2 protein-coding genes are annotated in these 3,100 nt (G+C 66.0%); both read right to left on the bottom strand.

Annotation, left to right across the window (positions count from 1 at the left end):
- Window positions 1-56: 56 nt before the first annotated feature.
- Window positions 57-1,271, bottom strand: a complete 1,215-nt coding sequence (locus tag RR928_RS24585; RefSeq protein WP_332540296.1) for a porin — start codon at window positions 1,269-1,271, stop codon at window positions 57-59.
- Window positions 1,272-1,637: 366 nt separating this feature from the next.
- Window positions 1,638-2,870, bottom strand: coding sequence for an acyl-CoA dehydrogenase family protein (locus RR928_RS24590; protein WP_332540295.1), 1,233 nt, complete (start codon window positions 2,868-2,870; stop codon window positions 1,638-1,640).
- Window positions 2,871-3,100 lie beyond the last annotated feature (230 nt).

Here is a 3,100-nt window from a genome sequence, read left to right on the forward strand (position 1 = left end):
CCTCACACGGCAAAAAGCCGGGACCCAAGCCCCGGCTCCAACATCAACCCTGCGTATCAGAACGCGTGGCGAATGCCCAGATGCAGCGCATCGCTGTTGCCGTTGCTGCCGGGCGCGGCCTGGCTGGTGGCGCCGGTCAGGGCATAGGCCGAGCCGTTGCGGTTCTTCACGCGGCCGTAGTCGGCGTAGAGGCTGGTGCGCTTGGACAGCGCGTAGAGGTAGGCCACGCCGACCTGCGTGGCATCGCGGTTGAGCGGGCCGCGGTCGTTGACATGCACTACCTGGGCCAGCACCGTGCTCCTGCCGAAGGGCACGGCCACGCCCAGCGAAGCGCTGCGATCGTCCTGGCCGGCGTAATAGCCCACCGTGGGAAAGCCCGCAAAGCCCAGGTTGTTGTCGGCCGCGGCCTGCGTGGCCGGAGTGATCGCGGCGCTGGGGTTCTTGAACATCGCAAACGAGCCGAACACCTTGGCCGCGCCGAAGTCATAGGCCAGGCTGGAGTTGAACCACTTGACGCTGCTGCCGTCGACGATGTGCTTGTGCACGGTATACGACAGCGCGCCGCTGAGTGCCTTGTTCGCATAGAACAGCGCGGCGGCGCTGCTCGAGCCCGTGCTCGAGCCCAGGCCGCTGCCCGGGGCCGGCGAAGTCTCGCCGGGCGCATAGGAGATCTTGCCGATGAAGCCTGCCATGGACGGCGTCTGGTACCAGATGCTGTTGTTGACCCGGCCCGACGCGGGCTGAATGCCCTGCAGGTTGCCGCCGCCGCCCAGGCCGAAGGCATCGCCCACGGCCTGCACTTCGGAGCTGATGGCGGTCACGGTGCGGCCCAGGCGGATTTCGCCGAAGTTGCCGGTCAGACTGACCAGCGCGCCGCGGCCAAAGCCCTTGGCGCCTGCGCCCTGGTTCTGGCCCAGCGTGCCCGAATCGCTGTTGATGCCCATTTCCAGCAGGAAGTTGGCGCGCAGTCCGCCGCCCAGGTCCTCGCTGCCCTTGAATCCCAGGCGCGAGCCGTTCATGTGGCCGCTGTCGACGCGCGTGATGCGGCCGTTGGGGCTGGACACATAGCCCACGCTGGTGTCGATCAGGCCATAGATGCTGACGCTGCTCGACGGCGTGGCGGCCAGGCCGCCCGCAGGGGACGTTATCTGGCGCAGTTCCTCCTTCTGGGCCTGCTGGGCCAGCGCCGGCAAACCGGTGCACAAGGTGGCGGCCAGCGCCAGGGTCAGAGGCGATGGGCGCAGCGCGCGCGATGCATTGAATTTCAACAAGATCTGTCTCCTCGTATGTGTCTGCGTTTTTGCGGGCCTGCAGGCTGCAATGCCCCGAACGCCGCCCAATGTTTACTTGTCGGCCGGCAAGTAATAATAGGAATTCGCGCCGGCTTTGGCTCCAGGGAAAACACGCGTGACCGGCGCGCAACGGCGCGCGCCCACGGCTAACGCCTGCGCGACAGGCATGGCGGTGCGCAGGACTTAGAGGGACGGGAAAAAGGCGGCGGGCAGAGCGCTCGCAGCGCCGGCAGCTCAGGCGCCAGCGTTTTCTGGAGCGGCGCGATGAGGCAAAAAAAAGCCCTCCATGCGGAGGGCAAGAATCTTCAGGACCGCTGTCGCCAGCGGCCCTGCGCGGCTGCCTGATCAGCCGTGCGCGGTGGCCGCGCGCTTGGCCAGCTCGAGCTTGGCGATCGCGTTGCGGTGGACTTCATCGGGGCCGTCGACGATGCGCACGGTGCGCTGGTGGGCATAGGCTTCGGCCAGCCAGAAGTCCTGGCTCACGCCGGCCGCGCCATGCGCCTGTATCGCCCAGTCGACGACCTTGCACGACATGTTGGGCGCCACCACCTTGATCATCGCGATCTCGGCGCGTGCATTCTTGTTGCCCACGGTGTCCATCTTGTAGGCCGCATTGAGCGTCAGCAGCCGCGCCTGGTCGATCATGCAGCGCGACTCGGCAATGCGCTCGTGCCAGACCGACTGCTCGGACAGCTTGCGGCCAAAGGCCACGCGCGCATTGAGCCGGTCGCACATCATTTCGAGCGCGCGTTCCGCGGCGCCTATGGAGCGCATGCAGTGGTGAATGCGTCCGGGGCCAAGCCGGCCCTGGGCAATTTCGAAGCCCCGGCCTTCGCCCAGCAGGATGTTCTCCACGGGAACGCGCACGTTCTCGAGCAGCACTTCCATATGGCCGTGTGGCGCGTCGTCGTAGCCGAACACCGACAGATGGCGCAGCACCGTGACGCCTTCGGCCGCGCGCGGCACCAGCACCATGGACTGCTGCGCGTGGCGCGGCGCGTCGGGGTCGGTCTTGCCCATGACGATGAAGATCTGGCAATGCGGGCTGCCCGCGCCCGACGAGAACCACTTGCGGCCATTGATCACGTACTCGTCGCCTTCGCGGCGAATCGTGCACTGGATATTGGTCGCATCGGAAGACGCCACAGCGGGCTCGGTCATCAGAAAGCCCGAGCGGATTTCGCCGCGCAGCAGAGGCTCCAGCCACTGGTCCTTCTGCGCTTCGGTGCCGTAGCGTTCAATGGTCTCCATGTTGCCGGTATCGGGCGCCGAGCAGTTGAACACTTCGCCCGACCAGGTCACGCGGCCCATGACTTCGCACAGCGGCGCGTAGTCGAGATTGGAGATGCCCGCAACGCCGCGGTACTCGTGCGGCAGGAACATGTTCCACAGCCCGGCCTTGCGCGCCAGCGGCTTGAGCTCCTCGATCAGCGGCGAGACCTGCCAGGCATTGCCTGCACGGCGGAACGCGTCCATTTCGCGCAGATAGCGTTCTTCGTTGGGATAGATGTGTTCGTCAAAGAACGCGTTCAGACGCTGCAGCAGGTCCCGGGTCTTCGCGGATGGTTCAGCAAACATTTTTCGTCCTTGTGGGATTGCGGGTGGCCCCGGCTGGGCCGCCTCGTTGAAAAATATTGGAGCATTGCCGCGACACAAACGGCGTCCCGCACGTGACGGGACGCGCCGGGCTACAGCGCCACCGCCTTGGCTTTCCACTGCATATCGATGCCGGTCCTGAAGTTGCGGATATAGCCGTGGGGCCGGCCTTCGAGATGGGCCACGTAGAACGCGGCTTCGTCGGCGTCCTG

The sequence above is a fragment of the Comamonas sp. genome (genome assembly GCF_036666375.1).
Taxonomy (GTDB): Bacteria; Pseudomonadota; Gammaproteobacteria; order Burkholderiales; family Burkholderiaceae_C; genus Comamonas.

Coding starts and splice junctions, on each gene's coding strand:
- RR928_RS24590 (WP_332540295.1), bottom strand. CDS start 2,870: ATGTTTGCTGAACCATCCGCGAAGACCCGGGACCTGCTGCAGCGTCTG.